Source organism: Maridesulfovibrio pacificus (SeqCode) (assembly GCF_048612815.1).
Taxonomy (GTDB): domain Bacteria; phylum Desulfobacterota; class Desulfovibrionia; order Desulfovibrionales; family Desulfovibrionaceae; genus Maridesulfovibrio; species Maridesulfovibrio pacificus.
The window spans coordinates 3032488-3058338 of sequence record NZ_JBLZNE010000001.1; the positions used below are offsets into that span (position 1 = coordinate 3032488).

At 45.8% G+C, this 25851-nt stretch carries 23 protein-coding genes; 8 read left to right on the plus strand and 15 right to left on the minus strand.

Annotated elements, in window-relative coordinates:
• Nucleotides 1-148: 148 nt before the first annotated feature.
• Complete coding sequence (locus ACNI23_RS14025) at nucleotides 149-1408, minus strand: DegT/DnrJ/EryC1/StrS family aminotransferase (protein WP_420249573.1); 1260 nt, start codon at nucleotides 1406-1408, stop codon at nucleotides 149-151.
• A gap of 267 nt (nucleotides 1409-1675) precedes the next feature.
• Nucleotides 1676-2752 carry a 3-phosphoserine/phosphohydroxythreonine transaminase gene (gene serC, locus ACNI23_RS14030; protein WP_420249575.1) on the minus strand — a complete coding sequence of 359 codons (1077 nt, stop codon included), beginning with the start codon at nucleotides 2750-2752 and terminating at the stop codon, nucleotides 1676-1678.
• A 275-nt stretch (nucleotides 2753-3027) separates the two neighbouring features.
• Here serC and ACNI23_RS14035 point away from each other — a divergent pair, with 275 nt between their 5' ends.
• Together ACNI23_RS14035 and ACNI23_RS14040 are read left to right on the plus strand one after the other, a co-directional pair.
• Nucleotides 3028-3387, plus strand: coding sequence for a winged helix-turn-helix transcriptional regulator (locus tag ACNI23_RS14035; RefSeq protein WP_420249577.1), 360 nt, complete (start codon nucleotides 3028-3030; stop codon nucleotides 3385-3387).
• Nucleotides 3388-4130: 743 nt separating this feature from the next.
• Nucleotides 4131-5242 (plus strand): IS3 family transposase gene (locus ACNI23_RS14040; protein ID WP_420249579.1). Its coding sequence is split into 2 segments (ribosomal slippage): nucleotides 4131-4383 and nucleotides 4383-5242, totalling 1113 coding nucleotides; the frame shifts between segments, so codons are not numbered across the junction.
• A gap of 11 nt (nucleotides 5243-5253) precedes the next feature.
• Here ACNI23_RS14040 and ACNI23_RS14045 read toward each other — a convergent pair.
• The 4 genes from ACNI23_RS14045 to ACNI23_RS14060 all read right to left on the minus strand — a co-directional run bounded on the left by ACNI23_RS14045 (nucleotide 5254) and on the right by ACNI23_RS14060 (nucleotide 10341).
• Nucleotides 5254-5970, minus strand: coding sequence for a TnsA endonuclease N-terminal domain-containing protein (locus tag ACNI23_RS14045; protein WP_420249580.1), 717 nt, complete (start codon nucleotides 5968-5970; stop codon nucleotides 5254-5256).
• Nucleotides 5971-6113: 143 nt separating this feature from the next.
• Nucleotides 6114-7937: a glutamine--fructose-6-phosphate transaminase (isomerizing) gene (gene glmS, locus ACNI23_RS14050; RefSeq protein ID WP_420249582.1), complete on the minus strand. Its 1824-nt coding sequence runs from the start codon at nucleotides 7935-7937 to the stop codon at nucleotides 6114-6116.
• A 123-nt stretch (nucleotides 7938-8060) separates the two neighbouring features.
• Nucleotides 8061-8669: an XTP/dITP diphosphatase gene (locus ACNI23_RS14055; RefSeq protein WP_420249583.1), complete on the minus strand. Its 609-nt coding sequence runs from the start codon at nucleotides 8667-8669 to the stop codon at nucleotides 8061-8063.
• Between the two features lie 226 nt (nucleotides 8670-8895).
• Nucleotides 8896-10341 carry a two-component system sensor histidine kinase NtrB gene (locus ACNI23_RS14060; RefSeq protein ID WP_420249584.1) on the minus strand — a complete coding sequence of 482 codons (1446 nt, stop codon included), beginning with the start codon at nucleotides 10339-10341 and terminating at the stop codon, nucleotides 8896-8898.
• 191 nt (nucleotides 10342-10532) lie between these two features.
• Between ACNI23_RS14060 and rimO the strand changes: the two genes are divergently transcribed.
• Nucleotides 10533-11846 carry a 30S ribosomal protein S12 methylthiotransferase RimO gene (gene rimO / locus ACNI23_RS14065; RefSeq protein ID WP_420249586.1) on the plus strand — a complete coding sequence of 438 codons (1314 nt, stop codon included), beginning with the start codon at nucleotides 10533-10535 and terminating at the stop codon, nucleotides 11844-11846.
• A gap of 63 nt (nucleotides 11847-11909) precedes the next feature.
• Here the strand turns inward: rimO and ACNI23_RS14070 are convergent, their stop codons facing one another.
• Complete coding sequence (locus tag ACNI23_RS14070; protein ID WP_420249587.1) at nucleotides 11910-12899, minus strand: GlxA family transcriptional regulator; 990 nt, start codon at nucleotides 12897-12899, stop codon at nucleotides 11910-11912.
• Nucleotides 12900-13077: 178 nt separating this feature from the next.
• Here ACNI23_RS14070 and ACNI23_RS14075 point away from each other — a divergent pair, with 178 nt between their 5' ends.
• Nucleotides 13078-13926: a DJ-1/PfpI family protein gene (locus tag ACNI23_RS14075; protein WP_420249589.1), complete on the plus strand. Its 849-nt coding sequence runs from the start codon at nucleotides 13078-13080 to the stop codon at nucleotides 13924-13926.
• A gap of 112 nt (nucleotides 13927-14038) precedes the next feature.
• Here the strand turns inward: ACNI23_RS14075 and ACNI23_RS14080 are convergent, their stop codons facing one another.
• The 4 genes from ACNI23_RS14080 to ACNI23_RS14095 form a co-directional block, all read right to left on the minus strand.
• Nucleotides 14039-14518 carry a hypothetical protein gene (locus tag ACNI23_RS14080; RefSeq protein ID WP_420249591.1) on the minus strand — a complete coding sequence of 160 codons (480 nt, stop codon included), beginning with the start codon at nucleotides 14516-14518 and terminating at the stop codon, nucleotides 14039-14041.
• A 102-nt stretch (nucleotides 14519-14620) separates the two neighbouring features.
• Complete coding sequence (locus ACNI23_RS14085; RefSeq protein ID WP_420249592.1) at nucleotides 14621-16465, minus strand: C25 family cysteine peptidase; 1845 nt, start codon at nucleotides 16463-16465, stop codon at nucleotides 14621-14623.
• Nucleotides 16458-17519: a lipopolysaccharide heptosyltransferase II gene (gene waaF, locus ACNI23_RS14090; RefSeq protein WP_420249594.1), complete on the minus strand. Its 1062-nt coding sequence runs from the start codon at nucleotides 17517-17519 to the stop codon at nucleotides 16458-16460. Before waaF ends, ACNI23_RS14085 begins: the two co-directional genes overlap by 8 nt.
• Before the next feature lie 131 nt (nucleotides 17520-17650).
• Nucleotides 17651-18040 (minus strand): YidH family protein, encoded by a 390-nt coding sequence (locus ACNI23_RS14095; RefSeq protein WP_420249596.1) that lies wholly within the window; start codon nucleotides 18038-18040, stop codon nucleotides 17651-17653.
• Nucleotides 18041-18191: 151 nt separating this feature from the next.
• Here ACNI23_RS14095 and ACNI23_RS14100 point away from each other — a divergent pair, with 151 nt between their 5' ends.
• Nucleotides 18192-18431 carry a hypothetical protein gene (locus ACNI23_RS14100; RefSeq protein ID WP_015853436.1) on the plus strand — a complete coding sequence of 80 codons (240 nt, stop codon included), beginning with the start codon at nucleotides 18192-18194 and terminating at the stop codon, nucleotides 18429-18431.
• 86 nt (nucleotides 18432-18517) lie between these two features.
• Here ACNI23_RS14100 and glpX read toward each other — a convergent pair whose 3' ends face one another.
• Nucleotides 18518-19501: a class II fructose-bisphosphatase gene (gene glpX / locus ACNI23_RS14105; protein WP_420249597.1), complete on the minus strand. Its 984-nt coding sequence runs from the start codon at nucleotides 19499-19501 to the stop codon at nucleotides 18518-18520.
• 375 nt (nucleotides 19502-19876) lie between these two features.
• On the opposite strand from glpX, the gene ACNI23_RS14110 reads away from it, so the two are divergent.
• The 3 genes from ACNI23_RS14110 (at nucleotide 19877) to ACNI23_RS14120 (ending at nucleotide 23495) form a co-directional block, all read left to right on the plus strand.
• Nucleotides 19877-21640: an N-acetylmuramoyl-L-alanine amidase gene (locus ACNI23_RS14110; protein WP_420249599.1), complete on the plus strand. Its 1764-nt coding sequence runs from the start codon at nucleotides 19877-19879 to the stop codon at nucleotides 21638-21640.
• A 36-nt stretch (nucleotides 21641-21676) separates the two neighbouring features.
• Nucleotides 21677-22147: an HAD family hydrolase gene (locus ACNI23_RS14115; RefSeq protein WP_420249601.1), complete on the plus strand. Its 471-nt coding sequence runs from the start codon at nucleotides 21677-21679 to the stop codon at nucleotides 22145-22147.
• 232 nt (nucleotides 22148-22379) lie between these two features.
• Complete coding sequence (locus ACNI23_RS14120; protein ID WP_420249603.1) at nucleotides 22380-23495, plus strand: hypothetical protein; 1116 nt, start codon at nucleotides 22380-22382, stop codon at nucleotides 23493-23495.
• 86 nt (nucleotides 23496-23581) lie between these two features.
• Here the strand turns inward: ACNI23_RS14120 and ACNI23_RS14125 are convergent, their stop codons facing one another.
• From ACNI23_RS14125 to ACNI23_RS14135, 3 genes are all read right to left on the minus strand, one after another.
• Nucleotides 23582-23815 carry a hypothetical protein gene (locus ACNI23_RS14125; RefSeq protein ID WP_015853441.1) on the minus strand — a complete coding sequence of 78 codons (234 nt, stop codon included), beginning with the start codon at nucleotides 23813-23815 and terminating at the stop codon, nucleotides 23582-23584.
• Nucleotides 23816-23917: 102 nt separating this feature from the next.
• A complete protein-coding gene (locus tag ACNI23_RS14130; RefSeq protein WP_420249604.1) occupies nucleotides 23918-25174 on the minus strand; it encodes a response regulator in 1257 nt (418 codons plus the stop codon).
• A 133-nt stretch (nucleotides 25175-25307) separates the two neighbouring features.
• On the minus strand, nucleotides 25308-25484 hold the full coding sequence (locus tag ACNI23_RS14135) for a hypothetical protein (RefSeq protein ID WP_420249606.1): 177 nt from the start codon (nucleotides 25482-25484) through the stop codon (nucleotides 25308-25310).
• Between the last annotated feature and the right edge of the window lie 367 nt (nucleotides 25485-25851).

Genomic DNA, 25851 nt, shown 5'->3' on the forward strand with positions numbered 1-25851 from the left:
TTTTTGAACAATAAAGTTCTTTACTGGAGAACACAATCCAAGACCAAACGTCTTACTGAACAGGGAGAGCCTGTTCAAGGAGCTCCGCAACTTCCTGCCGCTGCAAAAAAATCAAGCAGAGTGTCCACGCAATCATCCACATGGTATTTTACTCGAAGCAACTTTTTACTAATTCAATAATCACATTCTGTTGTTCAGCGGTCATTTTGTTGTCACTTGGTAAACACATCCCTCTCTCGAAAATATCAGCACTTACATCAAGAGGTTTTCCATCTTCACCCCAATACCCATTACATCCATAGGCATTGCTTCTTGCTCTGCCATTTCCTTCACGCGTTACATAGTTAGCCATACGAAAATAGGGTTGCATATGCATAGGTTTCCAAATAGGCCGTCCTTCTGCATTATACTTTGTGAGCTTTTCCAATATCTCAGTTGGACAACTTTTACCTGGCTCTTTAATATATAAGGCTTCTCTTTCTCCACGGACTTGCTTGCACATCGCATCAGATTCAACTAACAGACATGAAAGCCAAAAGTTTGGGACTGAATCGTCTGAATTATAAGGATTCATTATAATGGGTAAGTCCTTAAACCCATCTCTATATCTTTCATAAATAATTTTCTTTTGAGCAATGTGTTCTTCCAAATGAGGCAACTGCCCTCTAATAATACCTGCGATCACGTTACTCATCCTATAATTATAGCCAATCTCTTCATGCTGATACCATGGAGCATCTTCGCGAGCCTGCGTAGACCATTTTCGTGCTTTCTGGGCTGCGTCCTTATCATCTGTCAAAAGCATCCCCCCTGTAGAACCTGTAATAATCTTATTACCATTAAAGGAGAGCACATTATAGTTGCCAAAGGTCCCTGTCTGCCTCCCTTTGTAGACAGCTCCCATGGACTCTGCCGCATCTTCAACAATGACCGCCCCATATTTATCGCAAACAGATTTGATTTCATCTATTTTTCCCGGCGTTCCATAGAGATGCGCTAGAACAACAACTCGAACATCTGGATAAATATCGAAGGCTTTACTCAATGCAACTGGATCCATATTCCAAGTTTCATACTCAGTATCAATAAAAATGGCTTTCGCCCCTTCATATTGAATGGGATTTGCCGTTGCAATAAATGTTAAATCATTACAAAAAACACAATCACCTTGTTTTACACCAGCCAGTTTCATAGCGATATGGTTAGCTGCAGTTCCAGTAGACAATGCAATAGCATATTTACATCCCATAAGCTCTGATATATTTTGTTCAATTTTGTCTATATTTTCTCCAACAGTAGACAACCAATTTGTCTTAAATGCTTTTTGTACAAATTCTAGTTCTTTACTATGCGAAGTTGGAGAACTAAGATAAATTTTCTTGTCAAATGGAGTAATTATATTGCTCATTTCAGAACCCTTTTTATAATTTTATACGACATTTCAATATAATTTCTTAAATTTATGCGCCATAGCACACATTATATCAAAATAATTTTAATTTACTCTATTCAATGTGGATTAACTTGAGACAATGAATAAACATTATTTATATAGTCAAAAAGCTTTTGACATTTGCAATGTATATTTTATAAATACACAAACTCCTCATATATTTTGCCCAGCAATCAAGCAAATCTAAGACTTTTATGCAATATATTGGTATTATTTGAACATCTACCGATAATTTTGCTCAAATCTACCCATGAACTCTATTAATTTCTTAACCCCCTGAATTGGCATCGCGTTAAAAAGTGACGCCCTTAAACCACCTAAGACTTGATGCCCCCGCAAATTGATTAGCCCTTCTTGTTCAGCTTCGCTCACAAATTTATAATCCAATTCTGAACTATTTGTACGGAAAGTGATATTCATAAAAGATCGAGCATCCGGAACAGCATGAGTCAGATAAAACGAAGAATTATCTAGAAAATCGTAAAGTAGACCTGCTTTTTGCTGGTTCATAACTATCAAACTTTGTAATCCACCAACCTTCTTGATCCAATCCAACATCAAGTTCAAAATATAAATATTAAAAGTAGCAGGGGTATTTGGCATTGAGTCTTTCTCAATCATTTTAGTATAATCCAAAATTGTTGGAGTGCTTGAAAGAGGTCTTATGCGCAGGTCATCACGAATTATGGCCAATGTGAGACCCGCAGATGCCATATTTTTTTGAGCACCTGCATAAATCAAACTGAACGGGCTTATATCTAAAGGCTCAGAAAGAAAGTTTGATGACATATCAGCAACGACTGGAACTCCACCTGTTTCTGGAATATATTTCCATGTCGTCCCATACGCCGTATTATTAGAGCAATAATGAAAATACGATGCGTTAGGGGTCACTTTCAATTCATTTTGGCAGGGAATATATGAATATTGTCTGTCTTCAGAACTACAGGCGATATTAACTCGACCATATTTTGAAGCTTCTTCTGCTGCAAGACGAGAGAAATTTCCTGTTATGGCATAATCCGCATTACCTCCAGCCATAAGATTCAAAGCAACTGCGGAGAATTGCCCCGTCCCCCCTCCCTGCATAAAAACTATATGATAATTTTCAGGAATACTAAGAATTGCGCGGAGTTTATATTTCGCTTCCTGTAGAATATCATTAAAAACTTTTGAGCGATGACTCATTTCCAAAACAGACAATCCATGGTTATTAAAATCACACAACTCGGCAGCTGCACATTCTAAGACTTCCATGGGAAGCATTGATGGCCCAGCTGAAAAATTGTAGACTCGCATAATTTGACATCCTTTACCTTAAGGTTAACACTATCGGTCTGGTTACTCTAAAAATAGATCTAATCCCACAACAGCCAGACGACAGAAATTCTCGATTGTAATCATCTTATGATCTTCCTGTCGTTATTCTTCCACTTCAATTGCTCAAATACCTATTGGGCCGAGCCAAAGAACGGGACTGATGATCTAGTAGTTTCATCTTTTTTGCGTGATGGTTACGCTAGTTCACTATTTTATATTCAACAAAAAAACTAACCTGCATTAAAATTGCTAAAATGAATAACACTAATAAAGAATTTCTTTGCCCTCTTGAATACGGACTAGATCTTTTTAAAGGAAAATGGACCACTCGCATCATCTGTATGCTTGGATCAAGTGGAACATTACGCTATAAAGAAATCAGAACGGGTTTAAAGGGCATGACAGATGCGGTACTGGCCGCTACCCTTAAAGACATGGCAGCGGATGGATTGATTGAGCGCAGACAATTTTTAGAAATTCCCCCTCGAGTTGAATATTCACTTACCCAAAAAGGAAAATCGGCATTTGAAATTCTTAAAAGTATCTGTCGCTGGGTCCAACAATTCAATGTCGTTTTATCTGATTTTTCTCATCCCCCATGCAAAAAACGCTAGATTTATAGGAACGGGCTACAAATAAATACACCTAAATCCTTTACTAGAAATGGACATACTATCTATAATTTTAATTTCAACAGGACTTTTTTATATCTTTAACACAGTCATTACATGCTCTATTATAAGGTTAGTACCTCGCCCTCTTGCTTCTATAAAAAAGACCAGCTCAATAGAACTTTTTTACAATCCATACCAACACGCTTAAGAGAGTGTAGCGCTCTACATGGCAACCTCTGCGTGCTTTATTGAATTTGATCTGCCAGATTGAATATGCTTAATTAGATCACCTGCGCTTTTGAAAATACGCGATATATTTCTTCAGAAGACAGACTACGTTCTATGAACAAGAATTCCGAGATACATCTCGTTATAGCTGGGAAAGTCGAAAACTACGAACTCATCTGGACTGCTTCAGTAAGAGACTTGAAAAAGACAAATTTTTATGTCTGGCAGCAAATAAAGCAAGAGTCCTGCCTAAAAACGCGTTTCAAGGGGACTAAAACCTCTTAATTGTTCCCCTGTTTAGAACAACTCACATCCAATATTTCATAATATATTCTCCTTTGTTTTAAAATAAACACATTAGTACCATTAGCCCCCGAAAACATACAAGTAGTTAATAATTCTATGAGTTACTATGCTTTGCAAAAGTAAGTGCATTTGTAGCCCTCCCGTATATTTGTAGTCCCAGCGAAAAGTAGAGATTTCTGATAAAGACAGCCATGAAGGAGATTGTTCCGATGCGGAAATCCAAATTTAGTGAAAGTCAAATTATCAAGATCCTGAGAGAGGCTGAAGGTGGCCGCAAAGTTGCTGACGTGTGCCGTGAATACAAAGTGAGTCAAGCCACGTATTACAAGTGGAAGTCGAAGTACGGTGGTATGGGAACTTCCGATATCCGCCGCCTGAAAGACCTTGAAAAAGAGAATCGTAAGCTCAAGAACATGTTTGCGAACTTGAGTCATGAAAACGAAGTTTTGAAGGATGTCATAGCAAAAAAGCTTTAAAGCCAGCTGAGAAGCGTGAGCTTGTTGACTACCTTTGCAATGAATTTTGTCTCAGTATTCGACAAGCATGCTGTGCGCTGCGTTTAAGCCGCTCAGTATATTGCTACGAACCGAAGCCGCGCGATGATTCGTTACTTATTGAAATGCTTCTTAAGTTGGCTGACCGGTATCCCCGTTACGGGTTCAGAAAATTATTTATCCTGCTGCGCAAGCAAGGACACCGCTGGAACCATAAAAGGGTTTATCGAGTTTACTGCATGCTTAAAATGAATTTCCGGCGAAAGGGTAAGAAACGCTTACCGTCCCGGAATCCTCAGACTTTATCAGTTCCGCCGAAAGTCAACATCTGCTGGTCGATCGACTTTATGCATGACTCACTGATGAGTGGACAAAGGTTTAGAACTTTTAATGTGCTTGATGATTTCAGCCGTGAATGTCTGGCCATTGAAGTAGACACAAGCCTGCCCGCAGGAAGGATCACCCGTGTGCTGGACAGAGTTTCAACATGGCGCGGTTTTCCTGAAAAAATGAGAATGGATAATGGTCCTGAACTTATTTCGGTGACATTGGCAGATTGGGCTGAAAGAAATGGTGTTGCGCTGGAATTCATCCAGCCAGGCAAACCGACTCAGAACTCATACATTGAACGTTTCAACAAAACGTTTCGCAACGAGGTTTTAGATTTTTACTTGTTCTCAACGTTATCTGAGGTCAAGGACATAACCGAAGATTGGATTCGTCAATACAACGAAGAGCGACCACATGAATCGCTCGGAGACATGACCCCAGTCGAGTATGTCCAAACACATTCACCCCAAGAAAACTCTACTTACGGCTGGCACTAACTTGGGGAGGTTTACATCTGAAGGTCTCTGATTTCTGCTAACGACTCACCTGCTTCGTGGTCGTATTTAACATCCAATGCTTTTGAAATATTAATTATCGTTGTGGAGGGAGCTTTCGAAAAATGGTGAGAGTAAAATTTCAATTGTTCAGTCAATTCACTTAACTCATGAGTTCTTTGCTGATTAGGATATAGCCATTCAATATTTTGGAACGCAGTTTTTGAAATCTCCCTTTCGGTAATTATATACCATGGCACTTCTTTATACTCCCAGTACCGCCTCTCTAACTCAAGCTTTTCTACAGTTCTTGGGTCACTTAAATCCTTAGCGTATTTTGCCTGCAGTACAAATTTGGGAAGAACAGAATCGGAAGAATTGACTAGAAAATCAGAAGACATGACTTGAAAAATTCCCGAGACTTGAGGATGTCTGATGCCAGCTTCCTTTGCCAGCTCAAGAGTCACTTCCTGCTGCAGAGGAAACTGCTCACGAATTTCAATTGCTTTGTGTGACCAATCAAGAAATAAGAAGACCGCGAGTTCAAGATCGGAAAAAAGATGATGTGTTCGTCTGGATTTGTGACCAAACACCCGATGAGATCTACCCTTAGAAGCAATATCTCGAACGTTCAGCCAAGGTCTATATTCCAACCCACGGCCTTTCCCACGTCCTTCGTTGATCCACCTTTTGATCTTTGCCTCTGTTAAGCCGTTACTTCTTTTAGTCATAAAAAACCGCTCCTGTTTTAAACCGTATTGACAGTCTAACAGGAGCGGAATCAGTTAATAACTTTATTGTTCAGTAAAGGTTTTTATTGTTCAGTAAAGAACTTTATTGTTCTCCCACAAATAAACTAAACAAAAGACTTAACCTACTCCACAGTAACACTCTTCGCCAAGTTTCTAGGCTGGTCAACATCCTTACCGAGGTAGTCGGCAGTTTCGTAGGCGAAGAGTTGCAGGGCCGGGAGGGCGATAAAGGTGTTCAGCGGCCCCCAGACTTCGGGCAGGGACCAGCGATGTTCTACATCAAGGTCAACACCGGGGTTGGTCAGGGCGATGATCTCACCACCACGGGCCTGAACCTCTACGAGGTTTGACTTTACCTTGGGGAAAAGGTCGTCATTGAGAGCCATGGCAAAGGTGGGGAACTTGGGATCGATGAGCGCGATGGGACCGTGCTTCATCTCACCGGAAGCATAGCCTTCAGCGTGGATGTAGGAAATCTCCTTAAGCTTGAGCGCTCCTTCGAGAGCCAGCGGGAAGTAAAGTCCCCGGCCAAGGAAGAAAAAGCTATTGGCTTCGGAATATTCGCGGCTCAGTTCCTGTGCACGGCTACGCATTGCAGGCAAGGCGGTTTCAAGAATTGAGGGTATACTGCGCATATCCACAGCAGCGCGGCTGTAGGTAGCAGCATCAATCACACCCTTCTTCTTACCCCAATAAAGGGCCAGCAGCAGAAGTGCGGTTAACTGGCTGCACATAGCCTTGGTGGAAGCCACGCTGATTTCAGGTCCGGCCTGAGTGTACATGACATAATCAGACTCACGGGCTACGCTGGAACCGACAACGTTACACAGACCGATAATGGACAGCCCTTTTTCCTTGGCCAGCTTGATTCCGGCAAGTGTATCCGCAGTTTCACCGGACTGGCTGATTGCCAGAGCCACACCGCCCTTGGAAAGCAAAGGATCACGGTAACGGAACTCGGAAGCAATCTCTACTTCCACGGGAATCTTAGCCCACTGCTCGATGAGATATTTACCCCAGAGTCCGGCATGGTAAGAGGTTCCGCAGGCAATGATATGCAATCTTTCCGGCGGTTCCATACCTTCAACTTCCGGCAGGATAATTTCATTCTTGGCCTGATCGACACGACCGGCCAGGCAGTCGGAAATAACCTTGGGCTGTTCAAAAATTTCCTTGATCATGAAGTGCTTGTATCCGCCCTTCTGAGCGGCCTGCACATCCCAGTTGATGGTCTTGATTTCTTTTTCTACCGGCTCAAGGGTCTCGGCATTGAAAACTTCCCATGAAGAGGAAGTGATCTTAACAAGTTCACCGTCTTCAATGAAAACAACATCACGGGTGTAGGGCAGGAAAGCCGGAATATCGGAAGCAACAAAGTTTTCGCCAACGCCGACACCCATCACCATAGGACTGGCAACGCGTGCTGCGTAAACAGTTCCCGGTTCATCAATGGATACCACTGCAATGGCATACGCACCTTCAACCTGCTTCAAAGCCCATGAAATGGATTCCAGCATGGAAGGATTGTGCTTACGACCCTCGGCAATGAGGTTGCAGAGCACTTCGGAGTCAGTATCGGAACGAAATTCGTACCCTTTGGCGAGAAGCTCAGTCTTGATTTCCTGATAGTTCTCAATGATCCCGTTATGGATCATGGCAATGTTCTTTTCATGGTCCAGATGGGGATGGGCATTGCGTTCAACAGGTACGCCGTGTGTGGCCCAACGGGTGTGACCTACGCCGAATGTGGAGTTGGTAACGTTTTTCTGGGCCAGCTTTTCATCAAGGGCTGCCAGTTTGCCTTCAGCACGGACCAGCTCGATTTCCTTGTTCTGTACAGTTGCAACACCCGCAGAATCGTAGCCGCGGTATTCAAGTCGTCTCAAGCCTTCAACGATAAGGGGAACAGCAGGACGATGCCCGGCGTATCCGATAATTCCACACATATATAATCTCCATTAATTGGATGCGCTTCGCGCTATTTGATAAAATATTTCGCCTCCAGCGGCTTAAACCCTTTTTGTAGGTTCGCTATCGCAAGTGACAAAACGTTTTAAATCTAAATAAAATTATCTGCTGATTCTCTCTTGGAAATCTGCCCATTGTTCCATGAGCGCACGCAAAGCCTTGCCCCGGTGAGAGCGGGCATTCTTGGTTTCGCGGGTCATTTCCGCTGCAACGCAGCCTAGCTCGGGATCAAAGAAAAGTGGATCGTAACCGAAGCCCTGCTTTCCGGTCAGCTCAAAGGCAATACGGCCTTCCCATTCGCCACGGCTCTGGATGCGAATATTATCAGGAGTAGCAGCCACCATGACACAGACAAAACGGGCGGTGCGTTTTTCTTCGGCCACACCGTCCAACTCTTTAAGCAGCAAGGCATTATTCTTTTCGGGAGTAGCATCCTCACCGCTATAACGGGCGGAATACACACCGGGACGTCCACCTAGAGCATCTACTTCAAGGCCGGAATCGTCAGCTACAGCCACCAGACCGGTCAGGTTGGCAACAGTCTGGGCCTTGATGATGGCATTTTCAAGGAAGGTCTCACCCGGTTCGGGAATTTCACCGATTTCAGGAAATTGATCCAGACCTTTTACTTCCAGACCCAGATCTTTAAGAAGCTCATTAAACTCAGCAATTTTGCCTTTATTACTGGTGGCAAGAACAACTGTTTTCAAAACAATCTCCCGTAAATATTATCTAATTTTGAAATTTAACTGGCTAAAAACAACTAGGGAGTGCAAGAGGCCTATAGCCGTTAGGCAAGAAGCTTTGCTTCGAGTCTTACGGATACAGAGAGCATAGCGGATTATCCCCTTTGCCCGCCGGAGGCGAAATACGACCATCAAAAGCGCGATAGCGCATCAAAATTATGTTTTGAGACTAATACGCTGTAGAAGCTGTTTAGGCAACCGGAGCTTTACGCAATAGCAGGGCAACGCTGGTGCCATTGCCCGGGCGACTGGCGAGTTCCACCCCGCCGCCGAATTCTTCCATTATTTTCTTGACCATAGGCAGGCCGAGACCATTTCCATTTACCTTACTGGAATAAAATGGATCAAAGACATGACTGCGGATGTCATCGGAAATTCCGGGTCCGCTGTCACGTACTTCCAGCCAGACATGCTTTCCGCTTATGCCGCTGGATATTTTGAGCCTGCCGCCGTCCGGCATGGCCTCCATGGAATTTTTGACCAGATTGATCAAGCACTGACGCACCTGCTCCACTCCCCCGACTCCCATAGGATGGTAGGGATCAAGGTCCATTTCCACCTCAATTTCCTGCAACTGACAACCAAGCGAAAGAAGCTGCATGGCATCTGCGGCAACACGGTTTACGTCGATACTATTCTTATGCACATCCCTTGAACGCACAAAACTGAGAATGCTTTTGAGCAGCCGATCCAATCGCTGGGCCTCTTCAAGAATAATCTGGATTTTCTCCCTTCCGGAGGCATCAATACTTTCGTCTTTAATCAGCACCTTGGCAAAGCCACCCATTGCCATAAGCGGATTGCGGATTTCATGGGCAATGTAGGCGGAAAGTTCACCAACCGTCGCCATACGTTCAGATTGCTGCAAACGCTGCTCAATCATGGTCCGTTCGGTGATATTCCGGCAGATAATAACCAACTGAATTACATTGTCACTGCCCTCTTCAATGATGGGATAAGCATAGAGGCGATAATATTGCATTTTGCCATGCTCATCACTCTCGGAAAACATCAATTCTTTATTGTCACGCGGCATGGCCGGGACATCAATAAGGCCATCCTTAACCGGACAAATGGACGACAGTGACTCATAAAATTTAAGAGGATTATTACCTTGAAGATCGTGGAGGGGTTTTCCGGCCCGCTCGGAAAAATGGTTATTACAATCCAGAATAAGGCCATCGGGACCGACAATCATGATATCTTCAGGGAACTGGTCCACAACGGATTTAAACAGAGCCTGCGTCTGCATAAGATTGGCCTTGCAAGCGATCCATAAACGGTCAGTGGCGTGCAAGCGCAGAAAAAAACGGGCTGCAGGGAGTTCTACAAGAGCAACTTCCGGAGGCAGGGAAGCACGCAGGCGAGCGACCAATTCCGGTTCACCGGAAAGCTCAAAGACCATCTCGATAGATGGGTGCGCGGAAAGCATGGAGTTAACATCCGCATAGAGGGGGAAATCATGGCCGTCCTGCAAGGGGCTGCCGGACTCGTCTATAAGGACTCCCGCTTCAATATTAACACCTGCGGCCTCTCGACTGCTTTCGTGCAAGAGCAACGAAAGAGCGGAAAGCGCAAAGGACCTCCCCACAATTCCGATGCAGTCTTTTTTTATATCAATGAAATCTTCAAGCATTTCTGCTCCATCCCGCCCCTTGGGTTGAAAAGCATTTCCAAGATAAACTATTTTCCGCAAAATGGGTAACTTTGAATGGCATTAATTAGCTCTTTGCAGTTGCTGACGAATAGGTTAACCATTGCCGCACAAGGAATACTGACCTATAAAAACAACATCCGTAAAATTTCACCACTAACGGAATTAAAAATATGAACATGACTAAAACCAGAATTTATACCATCAGCCTCGGCTGCCCGAAAAACAGAGTTGATACAGAAAGAATGCTCGGCGCATTCGGCGATAACATGATCGCAGCATCCACCGCTGAAGAATCGGACCTCGTACTGATCAACACCTGCGGATTCATCGGCCCTGCTACGGAGGAATCCGTGGACACCATTCTTGAGACTGCCGATGCAATAAAAGACCTGAGCCCGCGCCCGGTTTTGGCAGTGGCCGGATGCCTGGTCAGCCGTTACGGCAAACTGACCGAACAGATGCCGGAAGTAGATCTCTGGCTCTCCACCCATGAACTGGATCAATGGCCTACGCTTGCAGCCAAGGCCCTCAGCAAAGAATTTCCCGTGGTTCAGCAAAGGGCCATCAGCACCGGACCTGCTTACGCCTACCTGAAGATCAGCGAAGGCTGCTCCCATTCCTGTAGATTCTGCACCATTCCCTCCATCCGCGGCCCCCATGTGAGCCGCAAACTGGACGGACTGGTGGAAGAAGCCCGTTACATCCTTGATCAGGGTGTACCGGAACTTGTTATTGTGGGACAGGATACCACAGCCTACGGTTCAGACCTTGACGATAAGGAAACAAACCTGCGTGCCCTGATTGAAAAGCTGCTCCCGCTCAAAGGAATGGAATGGCTGCGGCTCATGTACCTTTATCCAGCAGGGCTGACCGATTCCATGCTTTCCTTCCTTGCACAGGCCGGAAAACCGCTGCTGCCCTATTTTGACATTCCCATCCAGCACGCCCACCCGGATGTGCTGTCGTCAATGGGCCGCCCCTTTGCCCGCGATCCTCGCAAGGTTATCGATCGGGTCCGCAAGCATATTCCTGATGCCGTACTGCGCACCAGTATCATTGTGGGCTATCCCGGCGAAACCGATGAGCACTTCAATACGCTGGTTGATTTTGTGAGGGAAACACGCTTCCAGAACCTCGGCGTATTTGCTTATCAGCCGGAGGAAGGAACCCCGGCCGGGGAAATGGAACAGTTGCCGGAAGAACTTCGCGAAGAACGCAGAGAGATACTCATGGAAGTTCAGTCTGAAATCAGCCGCGAAATCCTCGAAGAAAAAGTAGGGGAGACAATTCAGGTGCTGGTTGAAGAACCTAACGATGAATGGCCCGGACTGTTCAACGGACGAGTTTGGTTTCAGGCCCCGGAAGTGGACGGTATTACCTACGTCAGTGCGCCTGAAGACGGCATGGAGTTGAAACCGGGCATGATGGTTGAAGCTGAAATTGACAATGTCACTGATTATGATCTGGTGACTCTGGTTAAATAAAAAGAACCGTATCATTGTAAGACACCAAAAGGCTGGGACAACGTGTAGAAGTATACGTTAGTTTCAGCCTTTTTTACTATGTATACAGTATAGACTGCGCCATGTAGATGGAGACATCCCTACATTTTTACGGAAATTGTCTCGCAACGCAGTGGATGAACCGAATCCTGTTGCTGCCGCTATTTGTTCAACTGACATGTCACTTGATTCCAACAGAGATTGCGCCCGGCGGACACGGGCCTTGATCAGCCATGACATTGGTGGTTCCCCTGTCTGGTCTTTGAATTTACGATTCAAGGTTCTTGTACTCATACAAGCTTGCTGTGCAATATCTTCCAATGACAGTTCCCTATGCAGATTTTCAGAAAGCCATAATTGCAGTCGAGCAAGATTGTCATTTTCTTGCGGCGAGTATCGCTTAATGATCTGGGCGTGGCCCGCTTCGCGCTCAATGGGCATAACAAAGAAATTGGCAAGTCTTTCTGCTGTTGAAACTCCATAATCCTTTTTTATCAGGTGCAGGCACAAATCCAGCCCGGAAGATAAACCGGCTGAAGTAAGTATCTGTTCATTATCTACAAACAAAATATCAGGATGAAGAGTTATCTTCGGATACCGTTCGGCTAAAGGCTTTACGATCTCCCAATGCGTAGTAGCCGAAAGCCCGTCCAGTAATCCTGCGGCGGCAAGCAGGCAGGCACCGGTACAAATTGAAGCGATTCTTATACCGGAAGAAGCGGCCTTGCGTAACTGCTTCAAAACGGTTTCGTCAGCATATGATAGTGCGTCATGAATTCCCGGAATGATTATGGTGTCGGCCTGTTGAAACCTTTCAAGTGAAGAAATCCCGGTAATACTGAAATCCTGACTTGAGACAACGGCGTCAGGACCGCAAAAAAAAGTTTTATACGGTGTGCGTCCGTCTGCCAATGAGACCAGTGGAAACATCTGATACGGAATGCTGATATCGAAGGGGACAAAGCCCGGCAGAGCAAGTATTGCGATATGATGAATGTCTCTGTTTTGTTCCACGTTTCCATCTCTACTGGTCATTGTTAATTCGCTTATCCAAGACCAGTCCTTAATTAATGGCAGCCTCAGTGACAAGAGCAGGACTGACAAAGTTATGATTGTGGCAAGATTCTTTCGGTTAATGACTCTTTAACCGATATCAGCTCAGAGGAGATGTGGATAGTTTCTTAAGAAATCAAACCTACCAAAGGAGCTATAAATGAATCGACGGACTTTTTCTTTGTCTTGCCTCGGAGCTTTGGCTGCCATTGCCGTCCCCACAACCAAAGCGGTGATGTCAGCAGACACAGCACATGCATCTGAAACTCCGCAAGCAGATCGCGATCCGAACAAACCTCATATCTCATTCTTGCTCTACGAAGGAATGACCGCACTTGATCTCATTGGGCCTGCGGAGGTCCTTGCCGGACAAGGATTCTCAGTAGATTATGTCTCCAAAGACAAAAAGCCTGTATACGCCGAAAGCAGATCCAACCGCCGACTGGGTCTTGTTCCCACAGCAACCTTCTCCGAAATCAATGCCACGGACGTTATTTGTGTTCCGGGAACGAGCAATCCTTATATTCAGATAAAAAAGAACGACATGGTGGAATGGGTTTCACTGGTCGGGAAAAAGGCTCAGTGGATTACCAGCGTATGTACGGGCTCCTTTATTCTGGGAGCTGCTGGGCTACTCAAGGACTACAAGGCAACTTCACATTGGGCTCTTGCTCAGGAATTATCTTACTTTGGAGCCAAACCTGTGTTCGAACGCGTTGTACATGACCGTAACCGTGTAACCGGAGCCGGGGTCACTTCCGGAATAGATTTCGGGCTGGTGCTTCTTTCTCTCCTGCTTGGCGAAAAAGCAGCAAAAGCCAAGCAATTGATTCTGGAATATGATCCGCATCCCCCATTTAACTCGGGATCACCCCAAACAGCTGATCCCGAGTTAGTCACAACCGTTCAAAAACAATATCAAAATTATCTCAAGCAGGTTGCCCCGGGTTCAACAAACCTTTTAAAGAAAAAAGCCACCCAACTGGGAGTGAAAATCCAACAGGGATAAACGCTGTTTTTCACTTTAAACAAATCGCTGATCTTAAGTTATCGCATGTATAAATAATCCCCCTGAAGCAAATGCATCAGGGGGATTTTCAATTTATTGCTGAAATTCTTTTTTACATATCGACAATTTCTACTTCGCGGTCTTTAAACTCGGGCATGGCTTCATATGATGCAAGAATTCTGGACCCCTCTACCACGTAACGGCTTATCTCATCCACCAGCTTGCTGCGCTTACAAAACACATTTTCCGGGGAATAAGTCATGCCGCTTTTACCTGTAAGCTCAAGTGAAAACTTCAACCCGGCATACGGAGTCATCTCTTTAGGGCCATGATCTGATTCCTGTCCAGCCACTGTAAGCACTGCCTTATTCAAAACTTCCCGGTTTTCCCAGAAACTTCTATTCAGCCTAATGATTTCACCGTTACTTAATTCAAGTCTCGCAAGGGAAATCCCTTTAGAAAATTTGTATCCTGAAGAAAGAACAGGACTAGGCGTTTTTCCACCTATCGAGTAAATCGCATAGGTACCCAGCGATGCAAAAGCTGCAAGCCCGATAAAAAGGAATATGATTTTTTTTACTTTGCTATTCACTGCCGCCAACCTGCTTCTTAACGATAACTTAATATTCGAGGAAACAGGTTATTACCGAATTAAAACAAAGCAATCAAGCAGGTACGTATTATAAACTCCTAACTAGCTGTCATTACAGCGAACAATCTTCGCGTCAGCCTGCTCTTTCCGTTCATAAGCAGCGGAAGCCTCCACTGCAGCGGCCCATGAATCAAACCGGCCGAACCGTACGCAATACCATTTACGGTTGTTTGCGGAAGGGACCTCGACCACGTAAGCCTCATAGCCTTGCCCGGCCAGACGCTTTCGTACCTTGGCTGCTGATTTATGCTTACGGTTGGAACTGACCTGCACGGCATAATTGACGGGCTTGAGTCCGGCACTGATCCTCGGTGCAGACTTAGCCCTCCTTGCGACGACAGAAGCTTTGCTGTCAGCGGCCTTACCCTTTTCCCGCACATCAAAAAACTGCCATGCAAGCGGACCATCCAGTGGGCGCGAGTATATCAGGTACTGCCCTTCGCCATCGGACATGAAATTAAAAATATCATCCTCTTCCACTTTCATGGAGGAAACCACCCGTCCATCGCTGCGGTCGATAACCTGCAAACGCACTGCCGGATAAACCCCGCCTTCTTCCATGGCAAAAGAAATAGTGGAATTAACGTCAAAGACTGCAACTCCCTGACGTTTTTTTGATTTAGTGACTACATTTAACCCTTTATAGGATGGGGATTCCGTTCGCACAGGCAGGGGCAAGGATAAAACCGGGTCCCCATAAAAGACCAGATCATAAACCGGGGAAAGACTCTCACCTTTAATTAGGTTCTGGGCAAACTGGGCCCGGGCCTCAATGAGAGCATCACCAATGCGGTGTTTACCACTGAAGTAAGCTTTATGGAATTCCATGAGCAAACGTGGTGTCCCGCTGGAATCAACCCGAAAAACTCGTCCGTCATCGAGTTCTGCGCGAATATCCCCGCCGCTGTTGCATCCGGTCATCATTGCCAGTCCGCCGCCAGAGGAAAGAACAACTGCTTGCGCCGGGGTAGGCATGGTTGAATTTAACGCAGCAACTTCACAAGAAGGATTGAGCACCACAGGCAGACCGGGCTTATATTCAAGTTCCATTATCGCTGAAACCGGAACAATTCCTTTTCCGGCCCGAAAACCTTTGGAAGTTGCCTCAAGAGCCAGCCATTGCACGGAAACATCATCCTCGGCCAAAGACTGCGTTAATCTTTGCGGAGTTGTCCCACCGGCTGCACCGAGATACCGAATCGCCTCAGGGCCTGCGATACCTTCCTGCTGCAGATTGAAAAATAGGAGTTCCGAATCGGAAAGCGACTGGGCGGAAAAGCCTTCCCCGCCGATAAATGATACCGGCCATGCCGGGCGAAATTCACGATCTCCGTACCAGCGTTCGTACTTAGCAGCCACAGCCTCAGCCTCGGCACAATCCCGGGCCGGAATCCTGCCCACCGGAAGCATATTTTCCGGTGCTGAGTCCGATCCGCCGTAACCGTAATCTGAAAGATGAACTTCATTCCCTTGGTCTGCACTGAAACGTGCAGCCGGAACGATGTCTCGGTTACCGAGAATGAGCACGGACATAAGTTTGCCGTCTTTGTTCAGGGTAGCCACCTGATTCTGAATACCGGAAACCACCTTCGCCTCAGACTCGGCAGTTCCATTCGTCGAAGGAACCTTGACGATAACTGACTTTACCCCTTCAAATTCACGGTGCAGATAGGAAAAATAGCGGGCCGCACGCATAAAATCAGCAGTGCAGACAATCACATTCTTTTTTTCTTCAGTGTAAGGAGCGGAAGAGACCTTAACCGGATCGGCAACAGGCACAACTGCGGGGTCAGCCGTGTTACCCAACCCTTTAACCTTGCACCCTGAAACCAGAACCATGCTCAGCAAAATCAGCAGGGGGATAAAAATTTTCTTAAGCTTAATCATTCCCCTTCTCCCTGCCTTTTGCGACTTTCCGTGAAATCTCATCCCAAACCATCTCAGCTGTAATATCAGTCATACACTTATGGTGCTTTTCCGGGCAGCTTTTACCACCGTGAAGCCCGCAAGGTCTGCATTTCAAATCATCAGGACTTTCCAGCACGGTAGAATCTGCGCCGCGCGGGGAAAAACCGAACCTGCGAACAGTCGGTCCGAACATAGCCACTACCGGGACCTTCTGAATCCATGCAATATGCATAGGACCGGAATCGTTGGTCAGGTAGACATCCAGCTGTCGAATATGGGCAGCCAGTTGTTGCAGGTTCAATTTACCGGACAAATCAACAACCTTATCCGCCTGCTCAACCTGAGCAAGCACCGACTGGCAGAGTTCCTTTTCATCAGGACCGCCAAAAAGGATTACTTTGAATCCTTCACGAATACACTTATCGATTACCCGGGCAAAATTCTGCTCCGGCCATTTCTTGGTTTCCCAAGTGGAACCGGGATGTACGCCGATAACCGGACCATCGCCCAATCCCCTGAAAAATTCTTCGGCTTCACTGATCTTGGCAGCGGGAAGTTCAAGCATTACATCGGGGGCCGCACCAGAAATGCCCAAGGGTTCACCGAGAGCGAGCAGTCTTTCCACTTCTGCCAGCTCATCAAAACGCCGCTTCACAGTCTTAGAATAAACAAAGCGGTTATACCACGGAGCATCGTAGCCGATACGATCTTTAATCCCGGTGGACATGGAAACTACAGCCGAACGCATGCTGGTGTGCGCGGAAATCCAGAGGTCAAAGCTCTGCTTTCCCAGCTCGGAGCCAAAGGAACGGGCCGCGCCCATACCCTTCTGCGAACCGCGCTTATCAAAACCGTACACCCCGGCGAGTTCAGGCTGGCCTTCAAATAAAGGCTCCACACCCTTACGCACGAAAAGATGAATTTCAGCGTCAGGGAAACGCAAGGCAAGAGCCTTGATAAAGGGCAAGGTCAGCACTGCATCGCCAAGGAAAGCAGTCTGCCAAAGGGCTATTTTTTTATAGTTATTTTTCATAGTTGATGCGCTTCGCGCTTTAATTATCTTATTTTGCCTCCGGCGGCTTAAGGCCTTTTTGAAAAAAGGACTTAAGAATCCCAAAAACTTTTATCGGGGCTTCGCCGCTTAAGCATAAAAATTTTGCTTAATTAGAAAAACATCTTTCCAGCTATGGAACTGACTATCAGGATGACTCCCACTGCCACGGTGACCAGCATTTCAGGATACGGAGTAGTCCAACGAACTCTGGCTCCGAGAGTCTTTTCAAAACGGTAAAACCGGAAGGCCGCACTGGTTAAAATTACCATTCCTGAAATTATGATGAAGATGCCGAGAAAATTCATTTCCTTAAGCATTATCTCCGGGGTTCCGGGCAACATTTTCGCCATATACAATCTGGCCTTCTCAATCACAAAACCGAAGCCGAACAAGCCCAGCGCGGTTCGGCACCAAGCCAGAAAAGTCCGCTCATTAGCCAGCAATGTGCGCATTCTGGCAAGTTCATTGTTGTCCAGCAACTCCCTGTCATGTTCAGCCATTTGCCAACTCCGGATTTTCTGGTCTACACTTCTTGATCTTGAATATATATGCCTATAATCTGTAATGAGAATGCGGGCAACATTGTTCGCGAACTGGAACAACTTCCGGCCCCCAGCCAATTACGGCAGGCCGCATCATAAAGGATCGAAAATGAAATACATCATGTTTGAGGATTTCTCAGGCGACCCGCTGCCCATACTCATCCCGAACCGTATCGGATACCTCGAATTCAGGGAACAGATTCCCTACACCAAAGTACTCTCTGCCGGATACGTGCAGCTGCGCCCCACAGGAATCACCTGTCACGGAGAAGCCAAAGAACTCAACGCAGCAGCCCGCGAAGAAGATGCAAAAATCATCTCTGATAAGCTGGAGGCACCGGAGTATTAATCTGCTCCAGGCACACAGATTAAAAATGGGCGGTTCCAACTTGATTGTCGGAACCGCCCATTTTTTTAATTCTTCAAGTATCAGTACTAGTCGTACTTAACCGCACTGATTTTCATCAGCTTGTCCCATGTATGGACCGCTTCGATGTGACGTACGGTTCCGGTCTTGCCGCGCATGACCAGAGAGGTGGTTTCTGCGCCATAGCCGAGATAGCGTACACCGCGCAGGAAAGTTCCACCGGAAATACCGGTGGCTGAGAAAAAGATATCATCGCTCTTGACCAGATCGTTAACGGTCATGATGTTGCGCAGATCGTAGCCCTGATCTTCAAGAGCAGCTTTTTCAGACTCGGACTGAGGATCAAATTTAGCGAACATTTCACCGCCCATGATGCGGATAGCGCAAGCGGAAAGAACACCCTCGGGAGTTCCGCCGGTACCGATCATAACATCGACCGGGCTGCGGGGATCTACAACCATGAGTGCACCGGCAACGTCACCGTCTGTGTGCAGCTGAATGCGTGCCCCTGCATCACGGATTTCCTGAATCAGGCCGTGGTGGCGGGGTTTTTCCAGAACGAAGACAACGAGGTCGTCAACGTCCTTGTTCAGGGCCTTGGCGATTTTGACAAGGTTGTCTTTAACCGGAGCATTGATGTCGACCATATTCCTTGCGGCAGTGGGAACAACCAGCTTCTGCATGTAGTAGCTGGGGCCCGGATCAAGCATCATTCCGGTGGGAGCAACGCCGACAACAGAGATAGCGTTGGGGCGTCCGTATGCCAGCAGGTTGGTGCCTTCAACGGGGTCAACAGCAACGTCCATACCCGGACCTTCGCCAACGCCCAGCTTCTCGCCATTGTAGAGCATGGGTGCATGGTCTTTCTCGCCTTCACCGATAACAACTGTACCGCTGATTTCAAGGCTGTTAAAACTCAAACGCATAGCATCGACTGCAGCCTGATCACCTGCGTTTTTATCACCCCGGCCCAGCCATCTGGCGGATGCCAGTGCTGCTGCCTCGGTTACCCTGACAAGGTCAAGAGCCAAATTTCTCTGGGGAGCTTCCATTTATCTGTCTCCAAATGAGTGAAGTAAATTGTTTAAGTTTCGAGTAACAATGCATATGCCCATTACATAAAAAGGCCCGTCAGTCCAGCTTTCATATACTGATCCCGCGTTCAGGGATGACAGTCTGACAAGAAACTTACGGCTGCAATATGAAGGAAAAAAGGCTGGAACAATGGACAGTTAGGCAAAAGAAAATTTCAGTGTTTTCCGCCCGGGTGTAACAGATGATGCTTTCTGGACAGTCTGGAGTTGATTTTTTGAGCATGCGAGCTTATTAAAGAAAACATCTAAACTTTTTTTAGAGCAACTGCCTGTATCTTTACTGCTATCACTCTGGGCAAAAACATTAAATATAAAGAGCTTCGAACTGAAAAAATGCGCAAATTTTTTATTCCAAACCTGATTATGGCACTATTCCTTGCAGGACTGCTTGTTTCTGTCATCCCTGCCAGTGCATTCGGAGCCAGTATCAAGGATGATTTCACCATTGCCTGGAAGCAGTTCCATGCCCTTTCAAAAAACCAGAAAAAATCCCAATACCGTTCCGAGTGGGAAAAAGTAGGCAAAAAATTTCGTAACGTTTTCAAACGTTCCACCCGAGGCCAATACGCTCCCAAGTCACTGTATTATCTCGGACGCACATACGAAGAGCTTGGCAACCGCAGTGGCATAAATAAAGATTTCCGCACTGCTGTTGATTACTATGGGCGCATGATCTCAAATTTTCCCTCCCACCAGTGGACGGATGACAGTATTTACCGCAGGGCTGAAATCAGGCTGCGCAAACTAAATGAAAAAGATCTTGCCTATTCCGACTACCTGACCATCGTTCACCGCTACGCCAAGTCAGACATGTATTCCAAGGCCCGCAAGCGTCTGGATTCCATGGACCGTAAAGGTATTACCGGCAAAAAAACCAAACACAAAAAGCCTTCAGGCACTATCATTCCCGCCCAGAAAGCTTCCACCAAAAGCAATAGTAAATCTTCAAGCAAGGCCAAGCTCCTTTCGGTTCGCTACACGAGTAGCGAAAGCTATACCCGCGTGGTTCTCGACCTCGATGAAGAGGTCCGTTACCGCTATCAAATCCTGAATCCGAATCAGAGCGTAAATCGCCCGCACAGGCTATACATAGACCTTGAAAACACCGTTCTGGGTAACGGTGTGCACAAGGCTACCCACGTTGCTGACGGAATTCTTAAGGATATTCGATCTGCGCAACGCGATCCCCGAACAACACGTGTGGTTCTGGATTTTAACTCCATGCAGGACTACAAAATATTTCCGCTGGAAAACCCCTTCCGACTGGTCGTCGATGTTCAGGCGCCGGAAGAAGGAAAGGTTGTGGAAAATAAAAGTCCCGTTCGTCATTCCACACCCCAAAAATCCAAGCCCCAAAAATACACCCCGCCGGCAAACAGTAAAAAAATGGCCGAGAATTTACTCGAACAACTGGGGTTGACCTTCAAGACTATCATGCTTGATCCCGGTCACGGCGGTAAGGACCCCGGTGCTTCCGCCAATGGGCTCAAAGAAAAAAACATCAACCTGCGTTTTTCCAAGATTCTTGCCGCCAAACTGAAAAAGGCCGGATTCTCGGTAATGTACACAAGAAGCACAGACAAGTTCATCCCTCTTGAAGAAAGGACCGCCATGGCGAACATCAAGAAGGCTGACATGTTTATTTCCATCCACTGCAACGCACACCGCAGTTCCAAAATCAACGGTATTGAAACATATACCTTGAACCTTGCCCGCAACCGCAATGCAGTTCGTGTAGCAGCCCGAGAAAACGCAGTTTCCGCCAAGAGGATCAGCGATCTACAGGTTATCCTTACCGACCTGATGCTCAATTCCAAGATGAAGGAAAGCAAAGATCTGGCTAAAAATATTCACACCGGATCACTGAAAAGCATCCGCACGAAATGGTCGGTACACGATCAGGGCGTGCGCGAAGCTCCTTTTTACGTACTTATGGGAGCAAAAATGCCATCTGTCCTCATCGAACTGGGCTATCTGACCAACCGCACTGAAGCAAAACGCCTGAAAACGGACCGCTACCTTTCTTATATTGCCGATGGTATCGTAAAAGGTGTATTAGATTACAAGAAGCAGATTGAAAGATATGCCAGCCTTTAGCCTGACTAACCGCTAAGACCAGTTTCAGGAAGAATCATGATAAATCTTGATATCCCGGGATTTGCCAAGCTTGAGATTGAACATCTTGTTCTGGACTACAACGGCACCCTCGCCCTTGACGGCAACCTGCTGCCCGGAGTCGGTAAGCTGATCATGGAATTATCTGAGGATGTGCAGGTCCATGTACTCACGGCAGACACCCTCGGACAGTGTGAAGACGAGCTCTCCGGCCTGCCTGTGACAATCCACATCATCAACGGCAGCCCCGAAGACCAAGCGAAACTTGACTATGTAAACACCCTTGATCCGGCCAGATGTGCCTGCATCGGCAACGGACGCAACGATATGCTCATGCTTAAGGAAGCAGCCCTGAGCATCATCATCTCCGGGGCCGAATGCATGTCCATGAAAGCAGCCCGCGCCGCCGATCTCGTAGCAACAGACATTTCCAATGCGCTGGGCGTTTTTACGCATCCTGTACGGTTGCTGACTACTTTAAGAAATTAAGAAAGCCTCCGGCGGCTAAAACCCTTTGAAAAGGGTTTTAGAATCCCAAACTTTTTTAATATGGCTTCGCCGCTTCGTTCTGAAATTAGTATTAAATAAAGCCCGCAATCTCTTGAGAGGTTGCGGGCTTTTGATTTTTAATCTCAGCAAATTGACCATACAACCTCTCACTGATAAGCATTAGCGGCCAAATAAGGTTAGGGGGTCTAAATTTGTGAAGAATGAGGTTTGTATGACAAAATGGATATTGAAAGTGATGATGTTGGTGATGATGGTGTGTATGTTACCGTCTTGTATGAAATATAAGCCCTGCCCGGACCCATTACCACTAGACATTCAAAAGCACAGCCGTAAAATGAACGGCGCGATACGGCATGTCATAGCAGCTTACGCTCCGGAAGAAGCTCAGGTAGGGAATAAAGTTGAGTTCAAATATGAAGACCCGAAAAATTATAGAGACAGGGTGTCTTACGGGATAGCTTTCAAAAAGACATGGGAGAATCTGGCCATTCATGCTGTTATAAAGTCCGGGGCATTTGATCAGTCCTCAGATAACGACCTTATGCTGGAGATTGAAATTAAAGAATTATACGCCCCTGAAGTTAACGACTACATACTATATAATACAGCAAATTATGACGCCCACGTCACCGCACGCTATACAGTAAAAAACGAAATCAATGGTGAAGTAATTTTTAGTAAGGATTATTCGGCAATAGGGTCATGCGACAAATATGACTCTGGAGACCTATGGGAGTGTGCAGCCAATCCCAACATTATGGTAGCTCTGGATAGAGCCATCGTAAAAGTGAACAACCAATTTGCCAGTGATATGCTGAATGTCAAAGTTCCTGCAACTCAGCAAGCCAAATCCGTAGAAGGTAAAGCACGCTTTCTGGCCGGAACCAGTGCTATCTCCGCAGAATTCTCCAAACGCATAGCCGAAGCGAGGTATTCAAGGTATTATACTGATAATTTTGACCGTTCCCTTGCTTTGTCAGAATTCGAAAAAATGCTGACGCTTCGGGTAGTCGGTTCCGGGTTGTACATGGACAAAGAACCACAAGGACACAAGATTTCAGCAGTTATCATGGATAAAGGCTTCCAGGAAAAAACACTGTTCGGAGATGATCCATATACTGAAATAACAGTAAAATACACTGTTATTTCTTCAAAGAAGAAACAAGATGAAAAGATAGTATACAATAAAACAATTACCAAAAGAATTGAGAAAACCATTGGCGACACCGACACTGAAATCCCAAGTTTATGCCACTGTTTTGGGCTGAGCTTAGATGAATTCATGAAAGACATGCACGAATTAGCCAAGAAGAATCCGGGAATATAATATCCGGTCTTTTCAAAAGAAAATATTAATCAATAAAGCCCGTAATCATTCACAGATTACGGGCTTTTGACTTCATATATCTTGCATCACTTATTCGTCTTCGTCCCCGAATAAGTAAAGGCTTTCTTATCCATGGTCCAATAGGTCCCACGATCAATGCCGAATGCCTTTCCGCAGGGGCAGTATACCTTGCCGTCGCGCTCTTCAGCATTCCAGATCTTCTTGATCCGTTCCTTATGGCAGCGATGAACCTCGCCTTGACCTATCTTGTAATATTTCCAGAGCTTACGCCTGCATGATGCACATTTCATAACTAACATGGCGAAAGCATAGCGAATGAAATGAAGCTAGTAAACAAGCAGCAAAAAGCCTGCAATATCACGATTGATACCGCAGGCTTAATTTCATAAATATTTTAAAGACTAAGCAAAACTGAAAGCATTCACGCCCTTGGATTGAATATCCCTCAGAACAATTGCCGCCTTGGAAAGCACATCATCAAAAGAACCGCTCTCACCGTTACTGATGGTAAAAGAAGCACTGACCATGAACCTGTTCCCATCTGAAACAATCTCCGAGCTGGCAAGGGCAGCCTTAACCGAACTCAGATCACGCTTCAAGGCATCAAGGTCATCGGCAAGGATATAAAAACCGTTATCGCTGCGAGCTGTCACCAACCAGCCGAGAGAATGCTGATCAAGCAAGGAAGAAGCTTTTTTCATAGCTGCAAAACCGCCATTCCAACCAAACTGACTGTTGATCGCCAGCATATTGTCCACATTGAAAGCCGCCACAACCGGGGTTTTACCCTTTTTTTTCGTGTCTTCAAAAACGTCACGGCCCTTATCAAGGAAAAAACTGAGGTTGAAAAAGCCGGTCAGGGGATCTCGACTGTAAGCGTCCTTAATGGAACGGATGCGTTCAAGTTCATTGAGGTTGTTGGTCACACGCCACGAGAACTCTTCCACCTCAAAAGGCTTTTTGAGGAAGTCATTTGCCCCGCGCTTAAGAAATTTAGCGGTAATTGCTCCTGAATCATGGGCAGAGACACCGAGTATTGCCATCTGATCACGGCTATGGGTCTTACGCACTTCGCTGACCAACTCAAAACCGTCCAGATTCGGCATTTCATAGTCAGTGAGCAACAACTGCACATCAGGGTTGTTCTTGATCAATTCAAGAGCCTCAGCACCATCTTCTCCGGCTAATACGGTAAAATTAAGCCGTTCCAAGAGGCGCTGCATAATTTTACGGGCAGTGGAGTTGTCCTCGGCGATGACAACCTTGATTTCATGGTTTGAATGAATACGGCGGATGAGATCGACCATTTCTTCCAGATCTTCACGTCTGGATTTATTAAAGTAGTCCAGCACGCTCTTCTCAATAAAGCGGTTACGAATTTCCTCATCAAAAGTAGAAGTAAGAACAATGCAGGGGATCTTGCGGGAAAGGACGTAATCCACCGCCTCACCGTCGGGAGCACCTTTAATATTCAAGTTCAACACCGCGATGAATACATCATCACCATTATCAGCGAGCCTGCTTTCAAGCTCGTCCATGGAGTTGACCACAATGGTGTCAAAGGGTGTAATGGATTCTATATGTTCGGTAATGATTCTTGCCTGAGTATTACTGTTTTCAACAACAAGAACACTATTCTTCACTGTCTGGCCGGACATGCTGCCCCCCCTTTAAATTCTTTTTAATTAAGATAGACGATTAGGAGCAAGATACACTTTGGGAAAAGATTTAGGCAAGTCAAATCATTAAGAGTGCATTATAAAAATGGAAATCCATGTCACAGCCCGTGAACTACTTCTCCATAATCGGAGTTGAGTAAGATTCGATGAGTTCATCAGTATCAATCAGTTCTGGCGGATATTCATTACTACGGGAAATAGCTTCATCTTCTTTCCGTCTCTGCTCAAGATGCTCATCAAGATCTCTGGTTGCATTGCGGGGAACTTGTGACTCTTGATATTCGTTCACATTTGCCCCAACCACAGCAATCCCGACCACGGCCGCAGTCCCCCATATGCATCCCGAGCAGAAAAGGGGTAAAAATAATAGACAAAAAAAAGCGGACCTGACTTTAAGCAAAATAGTTATCTCTTTATCTCCAAGAGGGCCGATTAGCGAATTAATGGAGCTTCTTATTATTAATTAATCTCCGTACAGCGGTACACCTGCAATGCAAAGACCGCAAACATTTAAATTCATCCTGTGTGTAAGCACTTATGAGCAAATCTGCGCATTGCTAGAAACTACATTATAAATAAAATGTTTTGCAAAATAACGTTCGGATTTTTTTTCTTTTTTCGAAATTTATCTGTTTTAAACATGATTTTTCAATGTA

What these genes read in the sequence shown, in the direction of transcription:
- ACNI23_RS14025 (WP_420249573.1), bottom strand. Translation starts at nt 1,408, where the DNA reads ATGAGCAATATAATTACTCCATTTGACAAGAAAATTTATCTTAGTTCT.
- serC (WP_420249575.1), bottom strand. Translation starts at nt 2,752, where the DNA reads ATGCGAGTCTACAATTTTTCAGCTGGGCCATCAATGCTTCCCATGGAA.
- ACNI23_RS14035 (WP_420249577.1), top strand. Translation starts at nt 3,028, where the DNA reads ATGAATAACACTAATAAAGAATTTCTTTGCCCTCTTGAATACGGACTA.
- ACNI23_RS14045 (WP_420249580.1), bottom strand. Translation starts at nt 5,970, where the DNA reads ATGACTAAAAGAAGTAACGGCTTAACAGAGGCAAAGATCAAAAGGTGG.
- glmS (WP_420249582.1), bottom strand. Translation starts at nt 7,937, where the DNA reads ATGTGTGGAATTATCGGATACGCCGGGCATCGTCCTGCTGTTCCCCTT.
- ACNI23_RS14060 (WP_420249584.1), bottom strand. Translation starts at nt 10,341, where the DNA reads ATGCTTGAAGATTTCATTGATATAAAAAAAGACTGCATCGGAATTGTG.
- rimO (WP_420249586.1), top strand. Translation starts at nt 10,533, where the DNA reads ATGAACATGACTAAAACCAGAATTTATACCATCAGCCTCGGCTGCCCG.
- ACNI23_RS14070 (WP_420249587.1), bottom strand. Translation starts at nt 12,899, where the DNA reads ATGACCAGTAGAGATGGAAACGTGGAACAAAACAGAGACATTCATCAT.
- ACNI23_RS14075 (WP_420249589.1), top strand. Translation starts at nt 13,078, where the DNA reads ATGAATCGACGGACTTTTTCTTTGTCTTGCCTCGGAGCTTTGGCTGCC.
- ACNI23_RS14085 (WP_420249592.1), bottom strand. Translation starts at nt 16,465, where the DNA reads ATGATTAAGCTTAAGAAAATTTTTATCCCCCTGCTGATTTTGCTGAGC.
- waaF (WP_420249594.1), bottom strand. Translation starts at nt 17,519, where the DNA reads ATGAAAAATAACTATAAAAAAATAGCCCTTTGGCAGACTGCTTTCCTT.
- ACNI23_RS14095 (WP_420249596.1), bottom strand. Translation starts at nt 18,040, where the DNA reads ATGGCTGAACATGACAGGGAGTTGCTGGACAACAATGAACTTGCCAGA.
- ACNI23_RS14100 (WP_015853436.1), top strand. Translation starts at nt 18,192, where the DNA reads ATGAAATACATCATGTTTGAGGATTTCTCAGGCGACCCGCTGCCCATA.
- glpX (WP_420249597.1), bottom strand. Translation starts at nt 19,501, where the DNA reads ATGGAAGCTCCCCAGAGAAATTTGGCTCTTGACCTTGTCAGGGTAACC.
- ACNI23_RS14110 (WP_420249599.1), top strand. Translation starts at nt 19,877, where the DNA reads ATGCGCAAATTTTTTATTCCAAACCTGATTATGGCACTATTCCTTGCA.
- ACNI23_RS14115 (WP_420249601.1), top strand. Translation starts at nt 21,677, where the DNA reads ATGATAAATCTTGATATCCCGGGATTTGCCAAGCTTGAGATTGAACAT.
- ACNI23_RS14120 (WP_420249603.1), top strand. Translation starts at nt 22,380, where the DNA reads ATGACAAAATGGATATTGAAAGTGATGATGTTGGTGATGATGGTGTGT.
- ACNI23_RS14125 (WP_015853441.1), bottom strand. Translation starts at nt 23,815, where the DNA reads ATGTTAGTTATGAAATGTGCATCATGCAGGCGTAAGCTCTGGAAATAT.
- ACNI23_RS14130 (WP_420249604.1), bottom strand. Translation starts at nt 25,174, where the DNA reads ATGTCCGGCCAGACAGTGAAGAATAGTGTTCTTGTTGTTGAAAACAGT.